The sequence below is a fragment of the Salinivibrio proteolyticus genome, assembly GCF_027286365.1.
Classification (GTDB): domain Bacteria; phylum Pseudomonadota; class Gammaproteobacteria; order Enterobacterales; family Vibrionaceae; genus Salinivibrio; species Salinivibrio proteolyticus.
The window spans coordinates 2,515,636-2,536,912 of the sequence record NZ_CP114584.1 but is presented as its reverse complement, the minus strand read 5'-3'; the positions used below and the strand labels follow the sequence as shown (position 1 = coordinate 2,536,912).

The following is a 21,277-nucleotide window of genomic DNA, read 5'->3' as shown; positions in this document are numbered from 1 at the left end:
GAGGCTGTTAAAAAATATCGCTTTTAACATCACAGCCAGTTTATTGAGCTAACTGTTACTTTTAAAACAGAAGATCACAAGGTTTTGCTGCTATGGCTTTACTGTGATGGCGATCTTGTTCATTATTCTAAATTCTGCCCGTTGTATGAAACAAAATATTATAAATCTAGGTTTCAGCTGGGCGAATCATTACTCATTGCAAACACCATCTAAAGCTGTAGGAATTAATCGTGACTAAGCGTTTAAAATTAGTTGATATTTTAGCGTTAGGTTTTATGACCTTCGCCTTTTTCTTAGGCGCAGGGAATATCATCTTCCCGCCTCAAGCTGGCATGCTAGCCGGTGAACACTTCACATCCGCCATGACGGGCTTTTTGATCACGGCTGTTGGTCTCCCGCTGGTTGGTATCATTGCGGTTGCCATCGCTGGTGGCGGCTGGAAAGGCCTGACGCGTGATTTACCCTCGGGACTCGCCACGTTAATGGCGGTGCTGATTTTTATCATTATCGGTCCTGCTTTTGCTGCGCCTCGTGCTGGGCTCGTTGCTTACGAAATTGGCTTTAAGCCCTTTTTGCTCGAGCCAGGCCAAGTCGAACTGACAGCTTTCTCTATCGTCTTTTTTGCCGTTGCTATGTTTTTCTCACTCTCTCAGGGCAAATTAATAGACTCGATTGGTAAGCTACTGACTCCACTGCTATTCGCGGCGTTGGCAATTCTCGCGATTGCTGTAATTGTCAATCCTCAGGGTGACGTGGCAGCTGCGCAAGGCGCCTATGTGAACAATGCGCTGACCACAGGTTTCCTCGAAGGTTACAACACCATGGATACCTTTGCGGCCCTGATGTTCGGTATGCTGATTGTCGATGTGATTCGCAAAAAAGGCATCGAAGACAATAAAACTACCTGTATGTATCTGATTTACGCAGGCGTGATTGCGGCAGCCGGCTTGGCGTTTGTTTACATTTCTCTGTTTTATTTGGGGTCGACTGCCAGTGAAGTGGCCGCTGGGACCCAAAATGGTGGCGAAATCATGGCCGCCTACGTCAATGCATTGTTTGGTCCTGTGGGGCAAATGATTTTGGCGGCGATTATTGGCTTGGCCTGTCTCACTACAGTGATTGGCTTGGTAAGCGCCTGCGCCGATTACTTTAGCACCTTGACCCGTTGGACCTATCGCCGCTGGGTGGTTGTGGTGTCTTTAGTGTGTGCAATTGTTGCAAACGTGGGCCTTAAACAACTGATCGCGATCTCAGTGCCGGTATTGTTTGCCCTGTATCCGGTTGCGATTACCCTGATCGGTTTGACCTTTATCCGTCGCTGGTTGCCAAACCCAGCATTGGGTTATCGTGTCGTACTTGGCGTGGCCTTGTTATTTAGCCTACTCGATGCGGTGAAAGTGATGGGTGTGGATATGAGCGCCTTTAACTTCCTGCCATTGTTCGATGTCGGCATGGCATGGTTGCTCCCGACCGTGGCGGCCATGATCGTGGCGAAATGGCTTGGGACCAGTTCGGACAAGTTCGCGCAAGCGTAACGACCTTATCCAATAAAAAAACCGCGCTCAGGCGCGGTTTTTTATATCAACAGGCGAGGTATCAGGCCTGTTCGAGTAACGCTTGGTATTCAACCAAAACTTGCTCGCACCAGGTGTGAATCCGTTCGTCGCTTAGGTCGTACTCACTGTCTTCGTCTAGGGCCAAGCCAACAAACTGTTTTCCTTCGTCTGTCACGGCTTTAGACGCATCAAAGCGGTAGCCTTCGGTGGGCCAATAGCCAATAAATTGCGCACCACTGCCTTGCAGCTGCTGGTGGAGCATGCCCATGGCATCGAGGTACCATTCGGCATAGCCTTCTTGGTCGCCAAGGCCAAATAATGCAATCACTTTGCCTTGCAGTTGCAGACTATCAATGTCTTGCCAAACGGCTTCCCAATCTTCTTGCAGCTCACCGAAGTCCCAAGTTGAAATGCCGAGAAGTAGCAAGTCATACTCTGCCATCTTGGCCAGCGGCGTTTCTTTGACGTTGTGCAACTCAACCAAATCGTCGCCGATAAAGTCACGGATCTTTTCCGCTGCCATTTCGGTATAACAGGTGGTTGAGCCATAAAACAGACCGATTCTCATAGTTTGACTCATTTGGTTTGATTACCTGCAGTTTACCTGCTGGTGGGTAATTTGATCCAGCAAGCGGCGCCGACATTTTGTATAATGACCCGCGCTAAGTCGCGTGTGGCGCCCTTATTATTCGAGTTTTCCCCAATAAGCAGGCTGAATGTGAACAAGAATGTTGAATTAATCGAGCAGTTCCTCGATGCCATGTGGATGGAGCGGGGGCTATCGGAAAACACCCTCGGCTCTTATCGGAATGACTTGCTCAAGCTCTGCCACTGGCTTGATAGCCGTGCATTGCTGTCGGTGAGTAAACAGGACTTGCAGGATTATCAGTACTGGTTGCACGAACAAGCCTACCAGCCCAGCAGCCGAGCCCGTATGGTGTCGGCACTGCGTCGTTTGTTCCAGTATCTATACCGTCAAAAGCTGCGTCCGGATGATCCGAGTGCCACCTTAATTAGCCCTAAACAACCGAAACGCTTGCCGAAAGATCTCAGTGAAGAGCAAATTGACGCATTACTCGATGCGCCCAATACCGACGATCCGCTGGAGCTGCGCGACAAAGCCATGCTTGAGTTGCTTTACGCCACGGGGTTGCGTGTCACTGAGCTGGTGGGCTTGACCACTGAAAATGTGAGTTTACGGCAAGGGGTGGTCCGTGTGGTCGGTAAAGGCGACAAGGAGCGCTTGGTGCCGATGGGAGAAACTGCGGTAGATTGGTTGGAGCACTATTTGGCGCACAGCCGGCCTGTGCTGCTTGGCGAAACCAGTACCGATGTCTTTTTCCCGAGCAAACGGGCGCGACAGATGACACGCCAAACGTTTTGGCATCGTATTAAGTATTACGCTCAGCTGGCAGGGATTGATAGCGACGCGCTCTCCCCGCATGTGTTGCGCCACGCCTTTGCCACCCATCTGCTCAATCACGGTGCTGATTTGCGTGTGGTACAAATGTTACTTGGCCATAGCGACCTCTCGACGACCCAAATCTATACCCATGTTGCGACTGAGCGCTTGAAACAGCTGCATCAAACTCATCATCCACGCGGCTAACCCTGATTGGTGATTTTCCATGATAGAGATAAAACGACGAATGCCGACGGTTACGCCGGCCTTTAGTGATGATATTTCCCCTTTGCTACAACGCTTGTATGCCAACCGAGGACTGCGCGAAGACAGTGAGTTAAACCGCAGTGTGGCAGGCTTACATCAATACCAAGCGTTAACCGGTATTGAAGGCGCTGTCGCACTTCTATCGGAGGCGATCGCAACCCACAAGTCGATTCTTATTGTGGGAGACTTTGACGCTGATGGCGCGACCTCGTCGGCGCTCTCGGTAAAGGCGCTTCGCATGATGGGTGCAACGCGGGTCGATTATTTAGTGCCCAACCGTTTTGACGATGGTTATGGACTGAGTCCTGACGTCGTCGATCAAGCGGCTGAGCGTGATGCTGATCTCATCATGACCGTTGATAATGGTGTGTCATCGTTGGCCGGAGTCGCGCATGCCAAAGCGCTAGGCATGCAAGTGGTAGTGACCGATCACCACCTACCTGGAGAGCAGCTGCCCGACGCAGATGCGATGGTAAACCCTAATCTAAATGACTGTGGCTTCCCGTCCAAAGCCCTTGCCGGTGTCGGGGTGGCATTTTATTTGATGCTGGCATTGCGGGCCCATTTGCGTGAACAAGGTTGGTTTGAGCAACAAGGCATTGCGATACCGAACTTGGCGGAACTGCTTGATTTGGTTGCATTGGGGACGGTGGCTGACGTAGTGGCATTGGATGCCAACAACCGTATCTTGGTGCACCAAGGCTTACAGCGCATTCGGGCAGGCCGATGTTGCCCCGGTATTCAGGCACTGATCGAAGTCGCGAACCGAAACATGGCGACCTTGGTGGCCAGCGACTTTGGATTTGCTTTAGGCCCAAGGATCAACGCGGCGGGGCGACTGGATGATATGTCGTTTGGGGTGGAACTGTTACTGAGCAACAATATCCACGCCGCGCGACGCATGGCCGCGGAGTTGGACGCACTTAACCAAACCCGCAAAGAAATTGAAGCTGGGATGAAGCAAGAAGCGGTGGCATGGTGTGAGCGCTTGATTGCCGAAAAAAGCGAACAAGACTTACCCGTTGGCCTCGCACTCTTTCAACGAGATTGGCACCAAGGCGTGATTGGTATTTTAGCCTCGCGCCTGAAAGAGCAGTTTCATCGTCCCGTGATCGCTTTTGCCGATGGGGGCGATGGCACCATTAAAGGCTCGGCGCGTTCGATTCCAGGATTGCACATGCGCGATACGCTGGATCGGATCGATACTCAGCATCCCGGCTTGATCAAAAAGTTTGGCGGGCATGCCATGGCGGCAGGGCTGACTATCGATGAGAGTGAATTTGAGCGTTTTGCCCGTTTGTTTGATACGCAAGTACGTGAGGCGGTCAGCGACGATGATCTCAAAGGCGTACTACTCAGTGATGGGGAACTGTCGAGTCGTGACTTGAGCATTGAAACCGCGGAGCTTATCCAAGCGGGGGGACCTTGGGGACAAGGATTTCCGGAGCCGCAATTTGATGGCACGTTTAAGGTGTTACAGCAAAAGCTGGTTGGCAGTAAGCATCTGAAATTAATGGTGGAGCATCCAGACGGTGGTGCCATGATTGATGCAATTGCGTTTAATATCGATGTGCGCCGTTGGCCGGACCCGAGTGTGAAGCAGATGCGGTTAGTCTACCGGCTGGATATTAACGAGTTTCGTGGTAATCGCAGTGCGCAATTGATTGTTTCTCATCTGGAGAGTGCTTAATTGTGCGGCTTTTTCCGTCATGCCCTGTTTATTGACCCCACAATTCGCTAAAATTCGGCGGTTAAATTTCCGCTAATAATGAAGATGCTTGACCATGTTTGAGATCAATCCAATCAAAAACCGCCTCGCGGACATCGCTGAACGCACCGATGTTCTTCGGGGGTATCTTTGACTACGATGCCAAGAAAGAGCGTCTAGAAGAAGTTAATGCCGAATTAGAACAACCAGACGTCTGGAACGAACCTGAGCGCGCACAAGCACTGGGCAAAGAACGTGCCTCGCTGGAAGCTGTGGTTGAAACCATTGACCAACTCACCCAAGGTGGTGAGGATGTTAACGAGCTTTTGATGCTCGCCGTTGAAGAAGACGATCAAGAAACCTTTGATGAAGTCGAGCCAGAGCTTGCCGACTTAGAAGCCAAGCTTGAGAAGCTAGAGTTTCGCCGTATGTTCGCCGGTGAACACGATGCGTCAGATTGCTATATCGATCTGCAAGCCGGTTCCGGCGGTACAGAAGCGCAAGATTGGACCAACATGATGTTACGCATGTACTTGCGTTGGGCCGATGCGAAAGGCTTTAAAGCGGAAGTCATTGAAGTGTCTGAAGGTGAAGTCGCCGGCTTAAAGTCTGCCACCGTGCGCATTACAGGTGAATACGCCTACGGTTGGTTACGTACCGAAACCGGGGTGCATCGTTTGGTTCGTAAGTCACCGTTTGATTCGGGTGGTCGCCGCCATACCTCGTTTGCGTCTGCGTTTGTTTACCCTGAAATTGACGATGATATTGCCATCGACATCAATCCTGCCGATCTGCGCATTGATGTGTATCGCGCGTCTGGCGCGGGTGGTCAGCACGTTAACACCACAGAGTCTGCGGTCCGTATTACCCACGTGCCGACCAATACGGTGGTGCAGTGCCAGAACGACCGTTCGCAGCATAAAAACAAAGACCAAGCGATGAAGCAGCTTCGCGCCAAACTGTTTGAGCTTGAGTTGCAAAAGCAAAACGCGGAAAAACAAGCCAACGAAGACGCGAAGTCAGATATCGGCTGGGGAAGCCAGATCCGTTCCTACGTGCTGGATGACTCACGCATCAAGGACTTGCGTACCGGGGTTGAAAACCGCAATACACAGGCCGTACTTGACGGCGATTTGGATAAATTTATTGAAGCCAGCCTCAAATCTGGCCTGTAATCACGACTTTGAGTAAAGGGTTTTCTATGACTGACCAGTTACAAGACGAAAATAAGCTGATAGCCGAGCGTCGCGCCAAACTGAATCACATCCGTGAAAACTGCAAGGCGAACGGTCATCCGAATGATTTCCGTCGCGAGCACCTTGCTGCGGACCTACAAGCTGAATTTGGCGAAAAAGAAAAAGCTGAGCTAGAAGCGCTCGATCATAAAGTGACCATCGCAGGCCGTATCATGGCGAAACGTGGTCCTTTCTTGGTGGTACAAGACGTCTCGGGCCGTATTCAAGCCTATGCCTCTAAAGACGTTCAAAAGACACTGAAAGCCGAATACCACGGCTTGGATATCGGTGACATCATTGGTGTACACGGTGCGCTGCACAAATCCGGCAAAGGCGATCTGTATGTCAATATGGAGCGCTACCAGTTGCTGACCAAGGCCTTGCGTCCATTGCCTGAAAAATTTCATGGCTTGGCTGATCAAGAGCTGCGCTATCGTCAGCGCTATGTAGATTTGATCGTCAACGAAGAATCGCGTCAGGCGTTTCAAATCCGTTCCAGTGTAGTGACTGCTATCCGTAACTACATGGTAGAAAAACACTTTATGGAAGTAGAAACCCCGATGATGCATGTCATCCCTGGGGGCGCGACCGCACGTCCATTTATCACTCACCACAATGCGCTAGACATTGATATGTACTTGCGTGTGGCGCCAGAGCTTTATCTCAAGCGTTTGGTCGTGGGTGGTTTTGAGCGTGTGTTCGAGATTAACCGCAACTTCCGTAACGAGGGCTTGTCGCCTCGTCATAACCCAGAATTCACTATGATGGAATTCTATATGGCGTACGCGGATTACAATGATCTGATGGACTTGACCGAAGACATGCTATCGCGTGTTGCTCTCGAGGTTCTGGGGCAGTCTGTGATGCCATATGGCGAGCATGAAATTAACTTTGCCGGTCCATACCCACGCATGACCATGCTGGATGCGATCAAGCAGTACAACCCTGATCATGCTGAGATCCAAGCACTGACCTACGAGAATGCGCAAGACCGTGATCACCTCGCGGCGATTGCTAAATCACTAAAGATCAGTGTGGAGTCATTCTGGACGGCCGGTCAGCTGATGGAAGAAATCTTTGGTGAAACCGCTGAGCCTCAGTTGATTCAGCCAACCTTTATCACTGAGTATCCTGCAGATATTTCACCACTGGCACGTCGCAACGATGACAATCCGTTTGTAACCGATCGCTTTGAGTTCTTTGTCGGTGGTCGTGAAGTGGCGAACGGTTTCTCGGAGCTGAATGACGCAGAAGATCAAGACGCACGCTTCAAAGCCCAAGTGGAAGCGAAAGACGCGGGCGACGATGAAGCTATGTACTATGATGCAGACTACATCAACGCGCTTGAGCATGGTTTGCCACCAACGGCAGGACAGGGGATTGGTATTGATCGCCTAGTGATGCTGTTTACCAACACGCATACCATCCGTGACGTTATTCTATTCCCAGCGATGCGCCCACAGCAAAACGGCTAAATCGTTAGGTTTGATGAAAAAGCGGCTTTCGAGCCGCTTTTTTTCTATCAGCGGAATCATGCCCGCGCTAAAAGCCTTATTTTATGCTGCTTTTTGCGACGAGTGACTAAAATTATACGTATTCTGACCTACTCAATGTCTCTTTATTGAGACAGAATCAGGACTGAGCCTCCTTATAATGGGATTTTGGTTCTTCCGCAGTATCACAGACTGGATGTAAGGCAGAGGTTATGGGATTACACACAGGGAGTGAAACAAACTTGAGCTCATTGGTGGTCGTCGGGGGCCCGTATGAGCCTTGGATAGCAACCCTGGAACAAGCAGGCTGGCGGTGTCATCGTTGTTATGACTTGCGGGCAGCACAATCTTTGCTGCAAGACATTGGCCCTTGTATTGGTATTGTTGACTTAAGCCACGATGATTTTAGCCTCAATGGCGTCGCGTCTATGGTTAACCGTAACAAGCAAGTGCGTTGGTTGGCCTTGGTGCGTGAAGAGCAATTGGGGAATGAAGCAATCTGCCAGTTTATTGTCAGCTTTTGCATTGATTACTTCACCTCGCCAGTGCCGAACTCACAGTTGATGAGCACCATTGGTCACCAATTGGGGATGCTGCGTTTGGAGCGTCAGGTGTGGCCCCACTTGGGCGATCACAGTGATATGGGCTTGGAAGGCAAAAGCCCTGCGATGAAAAAGCTGCGAGATCAGGTGCGACGTGTTGCGCCGACCGATGTGTCTGTGCTGGTGGCCGGTGAGAGTGGGACAGGTAAAGAGTTGGTCGCACTGGCGATTCATAACGCCTCTACCCGCGCCAAAGGCCCGTTTGAGTCGATTAAATGCTCGGCATTGGCCGACGAGCAAATGCAGCAAGAGTTATTGGGTGATGACGAGACGCCGGGAAAAATACGCCAATGCCACAAAGGCACCTTATTTTTTGATGAAATCGGTGACTTACCGCTGCACTTACAAAGCCATTTGTTGCATTTATTGCAAGAGGGGATGCTGGATATCAATCACGACAAGTACAATCGTGATCTGGATGTGCGTGTTATCGCCTCAACCCATATGGATTTAGAGAAGCGGGTCGCTGAAGGATTGTTCCGCGAAGATCTGTATTACCGGCTGAATGTGTTGCGTATTAACATGCCGTCGTTGAAAGATAGGCAAGCCGATGTTACTGACTTAGCCGACTATTTTCTGCTCAAATTTGCCCGTCAATATAATACCCAAGCGCGAACGTTTTCAGATGAAGCCAAGAGTGTATTAAGCGCCTATTCATGGCCGGGGAACGTGCGGGAGTTAATCAATCAAGTCAAACGGGCCGTGCTTCTTGCCGATCACTTGGTCATCGAAGCGGAACATCTCGATTTACCTCGCCAAGGGGACTATAAACAAAGTCTGCGCAAAATACGCGAAGAGTCAGAGCGCGATGCATTGATTGCGGTACTTGAGTCGAACAAAGGACAGGTGTCGGCAGCGGCGAGAGAGTTGGGCGTGTCGCGAGCCACCATGTATCGCTTGCTCAACAAACATAACTTGATCCCGACCCCTCGCACGTTTCGTCAATAGAAAGATTGAGCTGGGCTGCTTCCGTGCAGCCTGACCATTACGCTTGGGGAGAATGGGAAGGGATCGGAAAGACTTGATCATAGACCCAGTTATAGACAAAGGCGTAAAACAAGTAGAACACAACCATACCTAAATCCATCACCACGGCTTGCCAAAGGGTCATCGAGAGCCACCACATAATAAACGGAATGGTGACCACCAAAAGCCCAGCTTCAAAAAGCACGGCGTGCAGGATTCGGATTGGCAGGGTTTTGAGGACACTGCCTCGCATCGCGAGCATGGCTCTATCAAACAGGATGTTATACACATAGTTCCAACCCGTCGCGATCACGGAAAACAGCACGCCCATCACCCCCAAGTGGCCGATATCAGCCCCCAATATAAAATTGAGCCCGACTACCACTAGAATTAGGCCTATTAATTCAAAGCCAATGGCATGACGCCAGCGGTCGGCTTTTGTTCGCATTACAACCTCATACAACACAATCAATTTACGTTATTCGCGACCGATAGTGGCGACGCTAGGGAGAAGACTCCGTTTCGCCTACTATCGATCTTCTGGGCTATTGTATAGGTAAAATCGATGTTTCTAAGTTAGTAACTATCGTATAAATAGATAGATGACAATTCTCGGGAGAGCTTGATGGCGTTTTCATTGGATCAATTAGCCGCGTTTGTGACGACAGCACAGACTGGCTCCTTTTCTGCGGCGGCGAGAAAGCTGGGTAAAGCACAATCTGTGGTCAGCACCGCGGTCGCGAATCTAGAGATTGATTGGGCGGTAACGTTATTCGATCGTCAAGGGCGCTACCCGATGCTGACAGAGCAAGGTGAGGCACTGCTGGGCAAAGCGAAGCGAATTTTAACCGAAATGCAGCGTCTTCAAGCCAGCGCCGATGCGTTTGCAACCGGAGTCGAAACCCGTCTCACCATTGCTGCAGAGTCTGCCGCGATCTCGCCCAGTATTGCTGCGCGTCTGGCGGCGTTTGAACAGCAATTTCCACAGGTCGAAATTGAAATTCTCACTGCCGCTTATGTGGATGTGATTAGTTTACTTGAGCAAGGGCGCGCGCAATTAGGGCTACTGGTTCAGGAACAACAGCTGCCGACAGCTTTTGAATTTCATAATCTTGAGATGATGCGAATGTGTGCGGTTTGCAGTGCTCAGCATCCACTCGCGCGGTTAACGCATTTTGATTGGCCGGAAATTGTGAAGCATCGCCAAATTGTGGTAGCCGGACGAGATAGGCACGCGGCGCCGCGTTGGCAATATGCAGACAGTGCATGGCGAACAGAAAATTTGAGTGTGGCATTGCGTTTAGTTGAGGCGGGGATTGGTTGGGCGGAACTGCCTTTCTCACTGGTGGAAACGGCGGTTCAACAAGGTGAGTTAGTGATTTTGCCTTCCGATCTTGCTCAAGATAGCTGGGAGCTTTTTGTCGATTTGGTTTGGTTGCCTCAGCAGGCCATGGGGATAGCACTGCAAGCGTTGCGCCAACAGCTTATTGCCTCAAAGGTTTACTTATCGCCCGTTCGATGAGTTTAGGGCACGAAGGGAATGAAAGTGACGGCTGATGCTGAGATAGGAACAGAATAATTATCTATTTATGTCACAGCCTTGTTAACCAGAGCAGTGCAAATACAAGGTTGATAAAAATGATAGCAGAGCATTGCGTTAAATTTGCACAATATTCGAATAAGTTATTGAATATAATGACGTGATATTGAACAATAAACCCTCAAGTCACGCAGATTCATGTGTATTTAGGAGGCAACATGACATACATACCGAGCCAAAAACAGGGTGTCATCTTTGCCTCAGCGATGGGTCGTGCCAATCATTGCGCACGAGATACCCGCTTATACATCTGACTCTGCGACCAATTGTAACTGGCCGCGGGCATAATGCGGCCAGATTGCAGTACCTCTACGTATTGTGCCTGTGGCCTCCTTTAACCAACAAGGAGAGCCATCATGACTCAACTATCTTTATACCCATTAGCGCAAGCTGTTGTTCGTATTGGCGCACGTCGTCAGCGCCGCACCAACGCAAACCGTTATCGAGTTGCCAATGTTGCATTGAACCATCATTTGCAGCGTGATATTGGTATCACCGCCAACTTTCAAGATGGGTTGCCTGTGAATACGCATTTCGCGGCAAAACGCTATCTTGTGACATGGCGACGACGATGGCGGTGGCTGTAATGGGCCCCAGAAAGCGGCGTTTGCGAGCAAACGCCGCCCTATCTAATCACCCTCTGCGCGGCAGCCAATAAGGCTGCCGTTTCTCGTTTAAGGGCAAGGGTTTGGATAGCGAGTAGCGATATCGTCAATCCCCGCGAGGACGTCCTCACTGAGGATAATATTGAGGCTGTCGATATTGCTTTCTAGCTGTTTTAGCGTGGTTGCGCCAATAATATTGGCGGCAACAAAAGGGCGAGAGTTGACAAAAGCGAGCGCCATTTGCGCCGGATCCAAGCCGTGCGCTCGGGCTAACTCAACGTATTCCTGCGTCGCTTTTTGTCCTGCTTCAGTAAAATAGCGAGAAAAACGCTGATGTAAGGTACAACGCGCACCAGAGGGACGCGCGCCGCCCAAATACTTACCACTGAGGGCACCGAAGGCAAGGGGGGAGTAGGCAAGTAGCTCGACGCCTTCGTGATGACTGATTTCAGACAGGCCAACTTCAAAGCTACGGTTAAGTAAATTATAGGGATTTTGGATCGATACAATCCGCGTCAGGCTATGTTTTTCGGCTAAATGCAAATAGCTCATCACGCCCCAAGGCGTCTCGTTTGATACCCCGACGTAGCGGATTTTACCGGCTTTCACCAGATCATTTAACGCATCCAGGGTATCTAGCAAGGTGACGCCGGAGTGCTCGTCTTGATACGGATAGTTCAATTTGCCAAAACAGTTATTGTGACGCTGTGGCCAGTGCACCTGATACAAATCGATGTAGTCAGTTTTTAAGCGCGATAAGCTGTCTTCAACGGCTTGATGAATGTGGCGACGATTGAGGGACATATCCTCACGAATGTAAGGCACGTTGCGTGGACCAGCGACTTTGGTGGCCAAGATCACACGATCACGCTTCCCCGACTTTTCTAACCAACTTCCAATATACGCCTCGGTTCGGCCTTGGGTGGCTTGGCTGGGCGGAACCGGATACATTTCGGCGGTATCGATAAGATTAACGCCGCGCTCAAGGGCAAAATCCAATTGCGCATGGGCATCGGCTTCGGTGTTTTGCTCACCGAAGGTCATGGTGCCCAAGCACACTTTACTGACATCTAAGGTGGAATGGGGCAGGCGGTGGTATTGCATCCTGTCTCCTTGTCTGCAATCGACCTATGGCATTCCATAGTAGAGAATTTTATTGCTCAGCAAAAGCGTTGTGGCGCCTTGCTTGACAGTTTCTCCGATCCTGCTCTTTACTGATAAAGATCACAACGAGGAGAGCATCATGAACTATGGACAACTTAAGGCATGGATGCGCGCTGACCCGCGCTCTTGCCCCCAATGTTATGTGATGGCCCACGCCGGTGGTGCGAAATATTCCGTTGAAGTGGAGGTGAAACACCACCTCGAACCTTTGCGTGACGATGCCACCGGTGAAGTGATGCAGTTTGATAATGTGGGTCAAGTGGGAGACCGCTTAAAGGCGCTGGGAATTGAACAGGGCGTATTGCGCTTGTTCGACCCTTACGACGAGTTCGCCACCGGTGATCAACCGCCCTGCAAAGAGGACATGCCGATACGCTTCTAGGCCGTTCGGTCAGCTGACGAAAAATCGGCTTAGAATATGATGGGTGAACTGGGTGCGCAGATAAAAGCCACGCGGTAGGGTTTTGATCGGTTCGCCCTTTTCCCCAAACGCATCGGTGAGTGCATGGCTGTTGGCGGCTTTGGGGCGCAGCTGTAAATACTGGCCGTGACGCGCGGTAATATCATTCACCCGTCCTAAGGCAATCAAATCCATCAGCTCTTCCCAATCGGCACGCAGCTGCGCGTCTTCTTCTCGACTGGGTGACCAGAGCAGGGGAGTGCCAATGCGCCGCTCTGCGAGTGGGATAGTGCGTTCTCCCTCAACGGGAACCCAAAGGACACGAGAGAGTTTGTGCCGAACATGGCTGTGTTCCCACTGTACACCACTGATCCCCGTCAAAGGCGCAACACACACAAAGGTGGTTTCGAGTGGCTTGCCATGCGCGTTAACGGGGATCGTTTTCAGCTCAATCCCCAAATGAGCAAAGTCTTGCTCGGGCTTACTTCCTGCCGTCGCGCCCAAGCAGGTTTCTAGCAACATGCCTACCCAGCCTTTTTCTCGGCTCAGATCGGCCGGACAGGCGATCCCATGCTCGTGGCTGATTTCCCCTAGCGTAAAACCGGCTAAATCAGCGGCACGCTGCATGAGTTCTGATTCGGACTGTGGTGGCTGCATATAGATAGCTTTTCGGCAACGGGTAATGTTTGGCATAAGATGACCGGCATTATCGTTAAGCGTCGAGCAAGGCGCAAGGATCCTCATGGTGAAGATCAATCTGGCGGCGCTTTAGTTATCCACAGAAAGATAAGTGTTGCGTATAAAAATCGCGACCATGATCATATATACAGTACCCTTTTTACCTGTGTTAGGTGAGTAACTAACGATATTGTTGGATTTTTGCGCTAACGATGTGGATAATTTACTAACTGATGGATCTTTGAGCGATCTGTGTGCAAAGGATGATCGAAAGATCGCCACAAGGATCTTTGCCGGGTTTTATGTTTTTAATATTCTGATTTATATGGGTTATTTTTGTTTTTGTTTAATTATAAATCAGATTAACTGATCTTGAACTGATGACGTTTTAGACTTTTTCGTTGCTTCTTCACAAATCTATCCACAGAAAGCGTGAATAAATGTGCGCAAACTCTCATTGCTATGTTTATAACTTCCTGTTAGGCCCTGAGTTATCCTCAGATGACGACGAGTGCGCAAAAACACAGGTTAATCCACAATGTTTGTTTACCCTTAGCGGCTTTTTGTGAAAAAATCAGACTCAGTAGAGATTTATCATTGAGGTCGTCCAGTGATTGATGGCGATGGCTATCGTCCCAATGTGGGGATAGTAATATGTAACGGCCACGGTCAGGTTCTCTGGGCTCGTCGATATGGTCAGCATTCATGGCAGTTCCCGCAAGGCGGGATTGATGATGGGGAAAGTCCCGAACAAGCCATGTTCCGTGAGCTTTACGAAGAAGTAGGGCTGACCAAAAAAGATGTCCGCATCTTGGGTACTAGCCGTCATTGGCTACGTTATAAGCTCCCGAAACGTTTGGTGCGTTGGGACTCCAAGCCAGTCTGTATTGGGCAAAAACAAAAATGGTTTTTGTTGAAGCTGGAATGCGATGAGTCGAAAGTGAATGTGTCCCGCGGGGGAACCCCGGAATTTGATGGCTGGCGTTGGGTCAGTTATTGGTATCCGGTACGTCAGGTTGTGTCTTTCAAACGCGAAGTATACCGCCGCGCAATGAAAGAGTTTGCGCCGTTAGCGATGCCTTTTAAGGAGCGTAAGCCTCGACGTCGGAACAAGCGAGGGTAACGTTTAAGGAGGAAGCCGGTGCTGACACAGCTTAGAAATATTGTTCAGAGCGTAGCCGCATCGGCGGATCTACATCAGGCGCTGCAAACCCTAGTGCAGCAAACCTGTGTTGCGATGCACACTGAGTGTTGCTCTGTGTACCTTGCCAATCCCGAGCAAGCCAGCTTTGATCTGATGGCCACCCAAGGCTTGGACCCTGCCGCGCAAGTCTCACTGTCTTTTGGTGAAGGCTTGGTAGGGTTAGTTGGCGAGCGCGCAGAACCGATCAATCTGGCCCATGCGCGCGAGCATCCCGCGTTTAAACCTTTCCCTGCCACAGGAGAAGATGCCTTCCAGTCTTTTTTAGGTACGCCCATTATTTATCGTAAAACGGTACTGGGCGTACTGGTCGTGCAGCAACACCAGCCGCGTCAATTTGACGAAAGTGAAGAGTCGTTTCTTGTCACGCTCGCCGCGCAACTGGCCGTAGTGTTTGCCCATGCAGATGCAAAAGGCGGATGGCTGAATGCGTCACAGTCACCCGTGTTGTTGGAAGGGGTTCCAGCATCTCCTGGGGTAGGAATTGCGAATGCATGGTGTGATGATTCTCAACCACGGTTAGAGGACGTTGCACCGGCCAGCTGTTTGCATGTTCAAAAAGAACTCGATCGTCTAGATGCCGCATTAGATGATGCGTCAGTGGAGTTCCGTCGCCTTAGAAAACGCTTTGATAAGGAGCTACAAAAAGAAGCGCTGGCGATCTTTGATTTGTTTGTCCATTTGCTCAACGATCCTATGCTGCGCGAGGATATGACCCTACGTATCCAACAGGGCGACGAAGCAGCGTGGGCGGTCCGACAAACGGTAGAAACCTTTTCATCCCGTTTTGCGGCCATGGATGATCCCTATCTTAAGGCTCGGGCTGCCGATGTGAAGGAGCTCGGCCAGCGGTTACTCTATTTTCTTTCTGAAGCCTCAAGCAATCATCAACCTATCTCGTCACCTATCGTCTTGCTTGCCCGTGAACTGACGGCTGGCATGCTGGCATCTATTCCACGTGCGCTACTCGCGGGGGTCGTAGCCGAAGAGGGCGCGGCGAACTCCCATGCGGCCATATTGGCAAGGGCACTTGGCATTCCGGCGGTGATGGGAGTGAGTTTTTCCGCGCCAAGACTCCACAATAAATCGGTGATCTTGGATGGTCACAAAGGGCTGTTGATGATTGAGCCCGCCGCACCTTTGCTGAAGGAATATCAGCAGCTGGTTCAAGCTGAAGTCAGTTTGCAATCGACTTTAGATACGGCACTAGCCTCGCCCGGAAAAAGTCAAGATGGCACCCGTATCCAGATCCATTTGAACGCTGGTTTGAGCGCCGACAGTAGCATCGCCATCAACCAAGGTGTCGATGGGGTGGGCTTGTTTCGGACCGAAGTGCCTTTTTTAATGCAGCGCCGTTTTCCTTCCGAGGACGAACAGGTCAAACAATACCGTGCGATTTTAGCCAGCTACCCAGATAAACCGGTGGTGATGCGCACCTTGGATATTGGCGGGGATAAGCCATTACCCTATTTGAGTGTCGATGAAGATAACCCGTTTCTTGGCTGGCGCGGCATTCGTTTTACCTTAGATCACCCCGATATTTTTCTGATCCAAGTGCGTGCGATGCTGCGTGCCAGTTTGGGTTTGGATAATTTGAAACTCTTATTGCCGATGATCTCCGGTGTGAATGAATTGCTGGAAGCGAAAGCGTTAATTGCTCGCGCGTTTGAGGAAGTACGCCAAGAGGCACAGTTGGCGGGAGAAGTTCTGGCGAAACCGCTGCTTGGCATTATGGTTGAGGTACCCTCTGTGCTGTATCAGCTCGATGGGATCGCGCAAGAAGTCGATTTTCTTTCCGTTGGCACCAACGATTTAACGCAGTATTTGTTGGCCGTGGATCGCAACAATGCCCGCGTCGCCAACATCTTTGATGCGCTCCATCCTTCCGTACTTCATGCGCTGAGTTTAATTGCGACCACCAGTGATCGCCATCAATTGCCGGTGAGCGTATGTGGTGAACTGGCTGGCGATCCGGTGGGCGCGGCATTATTAGTGGGACTGGGGTATCGTCAATTGAGTATGAATACGCGTAATGTGGCAAAGATTAAGTACTTGCTCAGTCGTCTTTCCTTACCGCGCTTACAAAAGCAAACCGAGCAGATGCTTAGTTTGAGTGAACCCGGACAGGTCCGTACCCAGATGGAAGGCTTTTTAGCCGAACAAGGTTTGGATGCGCTGGTTCAAATTGGACGTATGCGATGATCACCACCGCAACCTTGTTGTTAGCGTTTATTTGTATGCTGTTGGGGGCGTTAGTTGGCACACTCTCCGGACTCCTTGGCATTGGCGGTGGCTTGGTGGTGGTGCCGGCGTTAAGCTTTTTGCTGCCATTATTTGGTCTGTCTGCTGATATCGTCATGCCGATGGCGCTGGCAACATCGTTGGCTACCATTGTCTTAACCTCCAGCGCCTCAGCGTGGCGCCATTTTTGTATGGGCAATGTGGATATGCGCGCGGTCAGAGCTCTGGTTCCAGGGATGATGCTAGGCGGCGTATTAGGTGCCTCATTGGCAGATAAACTTCCACCCGATTGGCTGCCACGTATCTTTGGCGTCATCGTGCTGACCATGGCGATACAAATGTTGCTCAGTCGTCCCCAAGTCACCCTCCGCCCTTTACCGTCTCCATGGCGAATATCTCTGGCGGGTACCTTGATCGGTACGCTATCAAGCTTGGCTGGCATTGGCGGCGGATCCTTTACCGTCCCTTACTTGCATTGGCGAGGGGTCACGATGCACAAAGCCATTGGCAGCTCTGCACTTGGCGGCGCCGTGCTCGGGTTGGCCGGGATGATAAGTTTTGTTTGGTTGGGCTGGCGACAGACGGAACCCTTACCGGCACTCAGTGTCGGATATTTGTATTTGCCCGCCTTGCTGGGTGTGGTGTCGACTTCCGTGTTGATGACTCGCGTTGGCGCCACGCTCGCGGTAAGGCTTCCGACGCGGCAAATAAAACGTATTTTTGCTGGCTTTCTTGTTATTGTCGGCGCAAGCATGTTGTTGAAGTAAAAGGATGGAATCCATGACAGAAGGTTACATTACCTTTCCGTCGATAGACCCGATATTAGTCGAGCTTGGCCCGATTGCCATTCGCTGGTACGGACTGATGTATTTAGTTGGTTTTGTGTTTGCCCTATGGCTCGCCAATTACCGTGCTACGAAACCGAACAGTGGTTGGAGCAAAGAGGAAGTCAGTGATTTACTGTTCGCGGGTTTTCTTGGCGTCGTACTGGGCGGTCGCATCGGTTACGTATTGTTTTATCAATTTGATGCGTTTGTTGCCGACCCCTTATTCTTGTTTAAAGTGTGGACTGGCGGCATGTCCTTCCATGGCGGCTTGCTTGGCGTCATCGTGTCCATGGCATGGTATGCGCGTAAAACCCAACGTCATTTTTTCACCGTGGCTGATTTTATTGCGCCGCTCGTTCCTTTCGGTTTAGGCGCGGGACGGTTAGGCAATTTTATTAACGGTGAACTTTGGGGGCGTGTTACCGATGTGCCTTGGGCGATGATTTTCCCCACCGGCGGTCCTTGGCCGCGTCACCCTTCCCAGCTTTATGAGTTTGCACTCGAAGGGGTGGCGTTGTTTGTGATCCTCAATCTGTTTATTCGCCGTTCTCGTCCTATGGGGGCGGTATCGGGATTATTCTTAGTCGGGTATGGCACTTTCCGCTTTATCGTCGAATACTTCCGTGAACCGGATGCGCATCTTGGGTTGTTTGGTGACTTGTTCAGCATGGGACAGTTATTATCATTGCCGATGATCGTTGCTGGGGCGCTCATGATGGTCTGGTCGTACCGACGAGGCTCTGTTGCGGCTCGGTGATTAACGTCGAGTAATCAGATATACTATTGACCACACCAAGGCACCGCGGGCGGTGCCTTTTGTTTGTCCAACGATAGGAAACACTATGAAGCAGTATCTAGCTTTGATGCAGGATATTCTTGACAATGGTACGGATAGAGGCGACCGCACGGGTGTAGGTACACGTTCAGTGTTTGGACGCCAATTACGGTTCGACCTTGCTGAAGGTTTTCCACTGCTCACGACCAAAAAGCTTTATACCCGCGCCATTATCCACGAATTACTGTGGTTTCTTAACGGCGAGACTAACATCCAATACTTACAAGACAACAAAGTACGTATTTGGGATGAGTGGGCGACAGAGCAAGGCGATCTAGGGCCGGTTTATGGCGCCCAGTGGCGCTCATGGGCATGTCCTGATGGTTCGACGGTTGACCAAATTGCGCAGCTGGTGGAGCAAATAAAAACCAAACCACATTCGCGCCGTCATATCATTACGGCGTGGAACCCCGCAGATTTACCGGACGAGTCTGTCAGCCCGTCTGAGAACGCGGAGCAGGGTAAGATGGCCCTTGCCCCTTGCCACTGTCTTTTTCAGTTCTACGTGGCCGATGGCAAGCTCTCATGCCAGCTTTATCAGCGCAGTGCCGATTACTTTTTAGGTGTGCCGTTCAATATTGCCAGTTACGCGTTGCTAACGCATATGATTGCACAGCAATGTGATTTGGCAGTGGGCGATTTTGTCCATACGTTTGGCGACGTGCACCTATACCACAATCACCTGACCGATGAGATTGTGTATGAGCAGTTAAAGCGCGAGCCGCGAGGATTGCCAACGCTGACGATTAAGCGCAAACCTGCCTCCATCTTCGACTACAAGATTGAAGACTTTGAGATTGAAGGTTACGACCCGCATCCCACCATTAAAGCGCCGATTGCCATTTAATGATGTAGGACACATTCATCAGCAAAAACGCAGCCAAGCCGCTGCGTTTTTTTATGCCTACAGCGTGGTCTCTGCGTGGCGGTTGCGGCTCATAACAAAAAAGCCACCGCGAGGAGCGATGGCTTTGATTCGATAAGCGTCGGGTGGGCATTATTGTGACAACAGCACAATCCCGCCGGGTACCACCACGAACACCAATGTGATGTAGGCCAGGACCGCCATCTTCGATTTCGCGGCCAAGTGACCGAGCCATTCTGCGCCTTTTAGCGGCAACTCACGCAATACCGGGATACCGAAAATGAGCGCCGTAGCGAGAATATTAAAGCAAAGGTGCACGAGCGCAATTTGCAGCGCGAACACCGCGAATTCACCGGTGACGGCAGTCGCCGCAAGCAATGCAGTAATGCAGGTACCAATGTTTGCACCCAGGGTAAAGGGATAAACATCGCGAATTTTTAACACGCCAGTGCCAACTAGCGGAACCATCAAGCTTGTAGTGGTGGATGAAGACTGTACCAGTACAGTGACCACTGAGCCTGAGAAGATGCCATGCAATGGACCACGACCAATCGCGTTTTTCAGCATATCTTTGGCACGACCGACCATCAGCTTCTTCATCACCTTACCCATCACAGTGATGGCACATACGATGGCAAAGATACCTAAACCGATCATCAGCAAGCCACCTAGGTTGCCGGGTAGAACCGACTCCAAAGGAGACTGCACCATGTTCACAGCAGGTTTGGTCAGCGGTTTAACGAAATTCAGCCCTTTGATGCTCATGTCACCGGTTTGTGACAGTGGCGAAACCAACCATAGTGACAACTTGTTTAGCAAGCCGAACATCATTTCGAGTGGCAAGAAGATAGCCACGGCGAATAAGTTGAAGAAATCATGCACCGTGGCGCAACTGAATGCACGACGGAACTCTTCTTTGCAACGCGCATGGCCCAAGCTCACCAAGGTATTGGTGACTGTGGTGCCCACGTTTGCGCCCATTACCATTGGAATCGCTGTTTCAACCGGCAAGCCGCCTGCAACCAGACCAACGATAATAGAAGTAACCGTACTTGACGATTGGATCAGCGCCGTGGCGGCAATCCCTATCATCAAGCCAGCTACGGGGTGAGAAGCAAATTCGAATAAGGTCTTGGCCTCATCGCCCACGGCTAATTTAAAGCCGCTCCCTACCATGGCAACCGCCACCAGTAGTACATAAAGCATGACGGCGAGCTTGGTCCAACGGAACCAGTTCGAGGAGCTTTGGGTTGCCTCTACCGCTGTAGCATGGGGAGTCATAAGTTATCTCCGTGACAATTCGATGTCGGTTTTGTGTCAAAGCAAAATCAGCGGCGATAGTAAGAAGGGAATATTTCAGAAATATGACACAAATACTGCAGTGTTCATAAAATCCGATCTGGGTCGATGGGTTGGTAGGGTTAGCTGGGGTTATGTCCATGATTATAATTAAAATTTAGGCCGTGTCACCCAAGTAGAAAAAACCGATATAAAAAATGTAACAACAACAAAGCGATTGCCACTATGCTAAATGGTGGACGGTAAAATTCGTTGACAAATGTTTAGACTGCGAATAAATCAATAGTAAGTGAGATTTTACATCGGTTTTTCCGATGTTTACTATCAGAACAA

General features: G+C 50.5%; 19 protein-coding genes. 14 read left to right on the top strand and 5 right to left on the bottom strand.

The features are described 5' to 3' along the window. Positions 1-230 precede the first annotated feature (230 nt). On the top strand, positions 231-1,535 hold the full coding sequence (brnQ, locus tag N7E60_RS11890) for a branched-chain amino acid transport system II carrier protein (protein WP_269597575.1): 1,305 nt from the start codon (positions 231-233) through the stop codon (positions 1,533-1,535). A gap of 61 nt (positions 1,536-1,596) precedes the next feature. On the opposite strand, the gene fldB is transcribed toward brnQ, so the two are convergent. Continuing rightward, positions 1,597-2,124 carry a flavodoxin FldB gene (fldB, locus tag N7E60_RS11885; RefSeq protein ID WP_077456323.1) on the bottom strand — a complete coding sequence of 176 codons (528 nt, stop codon included), beginning with the start codon at positions 2,122-2,124 and terminating at the stop codon, positions 1,597-1,599. Between the two features lie 192 nt (positions 2,125-2,316). Here fldB and xerD point away from each other — a divergent pair, with 192 nt between their 5' ends. The 5 genes from xerD (at position 2,317) to N7E60_RS11860 (ending at position 9,211) form a co-directional block, all read left to right on the top strand. Beyond that, entirely contained in the window at positions 2,317-3,165 is an 849-nt protein-coding gene (xerD, locus tag N7E60_RS11880; protein WP_232112119.1) for a site-specific tyrosine recombinase XerD, read from the top strand. Between the two features lie 19 nt (positions 3,166-3,184). Beyond that, positions 3,185-4,915 carry a single-stranded-DNA-specific exonuclease RecJ gene (gene recJ, locus N7E60_RS11875; protein ID WP_269597574.1) on the top strand — a complete coding sequence of 577 codons (1,731 nt, stop codon included), beginning with the start codon at positions 3,185-3,187 and terminating at the stop codon, positions 4,913-4,915. 94 nt (positions 4,916-5,009) lie between these two features. Further along, positions 5,010-6,108 (top strand): peptide chain release factor 2 gene (prfB, locus tag N7E60_RS11870; protein WP_101494789.1). Its coding sequence is split into 2 segments (ribosomal slippage): positions 5,010-5,084 and positions 5,086-6,108, totalling 1,098 coding nucleotides; the frame shifts between segments, so codons are not numbered across the junction. 26 nt (positions 6,109-6,134) lie between these two features. Next, positions 6,135-7,643 carry a lysine--tRNA ligase gene (lysS, locus tag N7E60_RS11865; RefSeq protein ID WP_269597572.1) on the top strand — a complete coding sequence of 503 codons (1,509 nt, stop codon included), beginning with the start codon at positions 6,135-6,137 and terminating at the stop codon, positions 7,641-7,643. A gap of 230 nt (positions 7,644-7,873) precedes the next feature. Continuing rightward, positions 7,874-9,211, top strand: coding sequence for a sigma-54-dependent transcriptional regulator (locus N7E60_RS11860; protein WP_077456317.1), 1,338 nt, complete (start codon positions 7,874-7,876; stop codon positions 9,209-9,211). Positions 9,212-9,248: 37 nt separating this feature from the next. On the opposite strand, the gene N7E60_RS11855 is transcribed toward N7E60_RS11860, so the two are convergent. Next, positions 9,249-9,677, bottom strand: a complete 429-nt coding sequence (locus tag N7E60_RS11855; RefSeq protein WP_077640928.1) for a PACE efflux transporter — start codon at positions 9,675-9,677, stop codon at positions 9,249-9,251. 177 nt (positions 9,678-9,854) lie between these two features. On the opposite strand from N7E60_RS11855, the gene N7E60_RS11850 reads away from it, so the two are divergent. Then, complete coding sequence (locus N7E60_RS11850; RefSeq protein ID WP_167314814.1) at positions 9,855-10,751, top strand: LysR family transcriptional regulator; 897 nt, start codon at positions 9,855-9,857, stop codon at positions 10,749-10,751. Positions 10,752-11,185: 434 nt separating this feature from the next. Beyond that, positions 11,186-11,416: a hypothetical protein gene (locus N7E60_RS11845; RefSeq protein ID WP_096629880.1), complete on the top strand. Its 231-nt coding sequence runs from the start codon at positions 11,186-11,188 to the stop codon at positions 11,414-11,416. An 87-nt stretch (positions 11,417-11,503) separates the two neighbouring features. Here N7E60_RS11845 and N7E60_RS11840 read toward each other — a convergent pair whose 3' ends face one another. Further along, positions 11,504-12,538 carry an NADP(H)-dependent aldo-keto reductase gene (locus N7E60_RS11840; protein WP_096629878.1) on the bottom strand — a complete coding sequence of 345 codons (1,035 nt, stop codon included), beginning with the start codon at positions 12,536-12,538 and terminating at the stop codon, positions 11,504-11,506. Positions 12,539-12,677: 139 nt separating this feature from the next. Here N7E60_RS11840 and N7E60_RS11835 point away from each other — a divergent pair, with 139 nt between their 5' ends. Further along, positions 12,678-12,980, top strand: a complete 303-nt coding sequence (locus N7E60_RS11835) for a DUF6482 family protein (protein WP_077456307.1) — start codon at positions 12,678-12,680, stop codon at positions 12,978-12,980. 9 nt (positions 12,981-12,989) lie between these two features. Here N7E60_RS11835 and mutH read toward each other — a convergent pair whose 3' ends face one another. Further along, positions 12,990-13,655 carry a DNA mismatch repair endonuclease MutH gene (mutH, locus tag N7E60_RS11830; protein WP_269598583.1) on the bottom strand — a complete coding sequence of 222 codons (666 nt, stop codon included), beginning with the start codon at positions 13,653-13,655 and terminating at the stop codon, positions 12,990-12,992. A gap of 631 nt (positions 13,656-14,286) precedes the next feature. Here mutH and rppH point away from each other — a divergent pair. The 5 genes from rppH to N7E60_RS11805 all read left to right on the top strand — a co-directional run bounded on the left by rppH (position 14,287) and on the right by N7E60_RS11805 (position 19,627). Beyond that, positions 14,287-14,799 carry an RNA pyrophosphohydrolase gene (rppH, locus tag N7E60_RS11825; RefSeq protein ID WP_069586557.1) on the top strand — a complete coding sequence of 171 codons (513 nt, stop codon included), beginning with the start codon at positions 14,287-14,289 and terminating at the stop codon, positions 14,797-14,799. Between the two features lie 18 nt (positions 14,800-14,817). Further along, positions 14,818-17,079, top strand: a complete 2,262-nt coding sequence (gene ptsP / locus N7E60_RS11820) for a phosphoenolpyruvate--protein phosphotransferase (protein ID WP_269597570.1) — start codon at positions 14,818-14,820, stop codon at positions 17,077-17,079. Continuing rightward, positions 17,079-17,885, top strand: a complete 807-nt coding sequence (locus N7E60_RS11815; RefSeq protein WP_108743141.1) for a sulfite exporter TauE/SafE family protein — start codon at positions 17,079-17,081, stop codon at positions 17,883-17,885. Before ptsP ends, N7E60_RS11815 begins: the two co-directional genes overlap by 1 nt. Positions 17,886-17,898: 13 nt before the next feature. Then, positions 17,899-18,702: a prolipoprotein diacylglyceryl transferase gene (gene lgt, locus N7E60_RS11810; RefSeq protein WP_269597569.1), complete on the top strand. Its 804-nt coding sequence runs from the start codon at positions 17,899-17,901 to the stop codon at positions 18,700-18,702. Positions 18,703-18,787: 85 nt separating this feature from the next. Continuing rightward, entirely contained in the window at positions 18,788-19,627 is an 840-nt protein-coding gene (locus N7E60_RS11805) for a thymidylate synthase (protein WP_077480577.1), read from the top strand. A 150-nt stretch (positions 19,628-19,777) separates the two neighbouring features. Here the strand turns inward: N7E60_RS11805 and N7E60_RS11800 are convergent, their stop codons facing one another. Continuing rightward, on the bottom strand, positions 19,778-20,926 hold the full coding sequence (locus tag N7E60_RS11800) for a Na/Pi symporter (protein ID WP_069586562.1): 1,149 nt from the start codon (positions 20,924-20,926) through the stop codon (positions 19,778-19,780). Positions 20,927-21,277: the final 351 nt, after the last annotated feature.

Bases quoted from the DNA above. Each gene is read 5' to 3' on its own strand.
- fldB (WP_077456323.1), bottom strand. From the start codon at position 2,124: ATGAGAATCGGTCTGTTTTATGGCTCAACCACCTGTTATACCGAAATG.
- xerD (WP_232112119.1), top strand. From the start codon at position 2,317: ATGTGGATGGAGCGGGGGCTATCGGAAAACACCCTCGGCTCTTATCGG.
- recJ (WP_269597574.1), top strand. From the start codon at position 3,185: ATGATAGAGATAAAACGACGAATGCCGACGGTTACGCCGGCCTTTAGT.
- lysS (WP_269597572.1), top strand. From the start codon at position 6,135: ATGACTGACCAGTTACAAGACGAAAATAAGCTGATAGCCGAGCGTCGC.
- N7E60_RS11860 (WP_077456317.1), top strand. From the start codon at position 7,874: ATGGGATTACACACAGGGAGTGAAACAAACTTGAGCTCATTGGTGGTC.
- N7E60_RS11855 (WP_077640928.1), bottom strand. From the start codon at position 9,677: ATGCGAACAAAAGCCGACCGCTGGCGTCATGCCATTGGCTTTGAATTA.
- N7E60_RS11850 (WP_167314814.1), top strand. From the start codon at position 9,855: ATGGCGTTTTCATTGGATCAATTAGCCGCGTTTGTGACGACAGCACAG.
- N7E60_RS11845 (WP_096629880.1), top strand. From the start codon at position 11,186: ATGACTCAACTATCTTTATACCCATTAGCGCAAGCTGTTGTTCGTATT.
- N7E60_RS11840 (WP_096629878.1), bottom strand. From the start codon at position 12,538: ATGCAATACCACCGCCTGCCCCATTCCACCTTAGATGTCAGTAAAGTG.
- N7E60_RS11835 (WP_077456307.1), top strand. From the start codon at position 12,678: ATGAACTATGGACAACTTAAGGCATGGATGCGCGCTGACCCGCGCTCT.
- mutH (WP_269598583.1), bottom strand. From the start codon at position 13,655: ATGCAGCCACCACAGTCCGAATCAGAACTCATGCAGCGTGCCGCTGAT.
- lgt (WP_269597569.1), top strand. From the start codon at position 17,899: ATGACAGAAGGTTACATTACCTTTCCGTCGATAGACCCGATATTAGTC.
- N7E60_RS11805 (WP_077480577.1), top strand. From the start codon at position 18,788: ATGAAGCAGTATCTAGCTTTGATGCAGGATATTCTTGACAATGGTACG.
- N7E60_RS11800 (WP_069586562.1), bottom strand. From the start codon at position 20,926: ATGACTCCCCATGCTACAGCGGTAGAGGCAACCCAAAGCTCCTCGAAC.